This window comes from Marinomonas sp. 5E14-1 (assembly GCF_039939215.1).
GTDB lineage: Bacteria > Pseudomonadota > Gammaproteobacteria > Pseudomonadales > Marinomonadaceae > Marinomonas.
Genome location: NZ_JBDXMW010000027.1, coordinates 1 through 2,927, shown reverse-complemented (window position 1 = coordinate 2,927; position 2,927 = coordinate 1). Strand labels below are relative to the sequence as shown.

1 rRNA gene is annotated in these 2,927 nt (G+C 50.8%); it reads left to right on the top strand.

The annotated features are described in order from the left end of the window. Nucleotides 1-44 precede the first annotated feature (44 nt). Nucleotides 45-2,927, top strand: a 23S ribosomal RNA gene (locus tag ABFY09_RS15060); the annotation flags it as partial.

Below are 2,927 nucleotides of genomic sequence, written 5' to 3'. Positions count from 1 at the left end.
CAAAAGCTCTTAGGTATGTGATCCGAAACTATTTTGGGTTATATGGTCAAGTGACCAAGCGTGCACGGTGGATGCCTTGGCAGTCAGAGGCGATGAAGGACGTGGTAATCTGCGATAAGCTCGGGGGAGTTGATAAACAAACTTTGATCCCGAGATTTCCGAATGGGGAAACCCACCCGCTTGCGGGTATCGTTAAGTGAATACATAGCTTAACGAGGCGAACCCGGGGAACTGAAACATCTAAGTACCCGGAGGAAAAGAAATCAACCGAGATTCCCTAAGTAGCGGCGAGCGAAAGGGGATTAGCCCTTAAGTTGATTTGGTGTTAGTAGAAGACTCTGGAAAGGGTCGCCATAGTGGGTGATAGCCCCGTATACGAAAACGCCATTTTAATGAAATCGAGTAGGACGGGACACGTGTTATCCTGTCTGAACATGGGGGGACCATCCTCCAAGGCTAAATACTCCTGACTGACCGATAGTGAACCAGTACCGTGAGGGAAAGGCGAAAAGAACCCCTGTGAGGGGAGTGAAATAGATCCTGAAACCGTGTACGTACAAGCAGTGGGAGCGGACTTGTTCCGTGACTGCGTACCTTTTGTATAATGGGTCAACGACTTATTTTCAGTAGCAAGGTTAAGCGATTAGCGGAGCCGTAGGGAAACCGAGTCTTAATAGGGCGTTTAGTTGCTGGGAATAGACCCGAAACCGGGCGATCTATCCATGAGCAGGTTGAAGGTTGGGTAACACTAACTGGAGGACCGAACCCACGTACGTTGAAAAGTCCGGGGATGACTTGTGGATAGGAGTGAAAGGCTAATCAAGCTCGGAGATAGCTGGTTCTCCTCGAAAGCTATTTAGGTAGCGCCTCGTATCTCACCATTGGGGGTAGAGCACTGTTTGGGCTAGGGGGTCATCCCGACTTACCAACCCCATGCAAACTCCGAATACCAATGAGTGCAATTACGGGAGACACACGGCGGGTGCTAACGTCCGTCGTGGAAAGGGAAACAACCCAGACCGTCAGCTAAGGTCCCAAAGTTACAGTTAAGTGGGAAACGATGTGGGAAGGCTTAGACAGCTAGGAGGTTGGCTTAGAAGCAGCCATCCTTTAAAGAAAGCGTAATAGCTCACTAGTCGAGTCGGCCTGCGCGGAAGATATAACGGGGCTAAACTGTACACCGAAGCTACGGATTCAAGATTTATCTTGGATGGTAGAGGAGCGTTCTGTAAGCCGTTGAAGGTCAAGCTGTAAGGCAGGCTGGAGGTATCAGAAGTGCGAATGTTGACATGAGTAACGATAAGGGGAGTGAAAAACTCCCCCGCCGGAAGACCAAGGTTTCCTGTCCCATGTTAATCAGGGCAGGGTGAGTCGGCCCCTAAGGCGAGGCAGAAATGCGTAGTCGATGGGAAACAGGTTAATATTCCTGTACTCGTACATATTGCGATGGAGAGACGGAGAAGGCTAGGCCAGCACAGCGATGGTTGTCTGTGTTTAAGGCGGTAGGTTTAGGACTTAGGCAAATCCGGGTCCTTTTAAGACCGAGAACTGACGACGAGCCCTCTTTTGGGTGAAGTGGTTGATGCCATGCTTCCAGGAAAAACTTCTAAGCTTCAGATATGATCGAACCGTACCCCAAACCGACACAGGTGGTCAGGTAGAGAATACCAAGGCGCTTGAGAGAACTCGGGTGAAGGAACTAGGCAAAATGGTACCGTAACTTCGGGAGAAGGTACGCCGGTTAGTGTGAAGGACTTGCTCCGTAAGCATTGATCGGTCGAAGATACCAGGTGGCTGCGACTGTTTATTAAAAACACAGCACTCTGCAAACACGAAAGTGGACGTATAGGGTGTGACGCCTGCCCGGTGCTTGAAGGTTAATTGATGGGGTTAGCTTCGGCGAAGCTCTTGATCGAAGCCCAAGTAAACGGCGGCCGTAACTATAACGGTCCTAAGGTAGCGAAATTCCTTGTCGGGTAAGTTCCGACCTGCACGAATGGCGTAACGATGGCCACACTGTCTCCACCCGAGACTCAGTGAAATTGAAATCGCAGTGAAGATGCTGTGTATCCGCGGCTAGACGGAAAGACCCCGTGAACCTTTACTATAGCTTCACAGTGAACTTTGAACCTACTTGTGTAGGATAGGTGGGAGGCTTTGAAGATGGGACGCCAGTCTCATTGGAGCCAATCTTGAAATACCACCCTGGTATGTTTGAGGTTCTAACTCAGGTCCATTATCTGGATCGAGGACACTGTGTGGTGGGTAGTTTGACTGGGGCGGTCTCCTCCCAAAGAGTAACGGAGGAGCACGAAGGTGTGCTCAGCATGGTCGGAAATCATGCATAGAGTGTAAAGGCAAAAGCACGCTTAACTGCGAGACAGACACGTCGAGCAGGTACGAAAGTAGGTCTTAGTGATCCGGTGGTTCTGTATGGAAGGGCCATCGCTCAACGGATAAAAGGTACTCCGGGGATAACAGGCTGATACCGCCCAAGAGTTCACATCGACGGCGGTGTTTGGCACCTCGATGTCGGCTCATCACATCCTGGGGCTGAAGCCGGTCCCAAGGGTATGGCTGTTCGCCATTTAAAGTGGTACGCGAGCTGGGTTTAGAACGTCGTGAGACAGTTCGGTCCCTATCTGCCGTGGACGTTTGAGATTTGAGAGGAGCTGCTCCTAGTACGAGAGGACCGGAGTGGACGAACCTCTGGTGTTCCGGTTGTCACGCCAGTGGCATTGCCGGGTAGCTATGTTCGGACGGGATAACCGCTGAAAGCATCTAAGCGGGAAGCCTCCCTCAAGATGAGATCTCACTGGGACTTGAGTCCCCTAAAGAGCCGTTCGAGACTAGGACGTTGATAGGTTGGGTGTGTAAGTGCTGTGAGGCATTGAGCTAACCAATACTAATTGCTCGTGAGGCTTGAC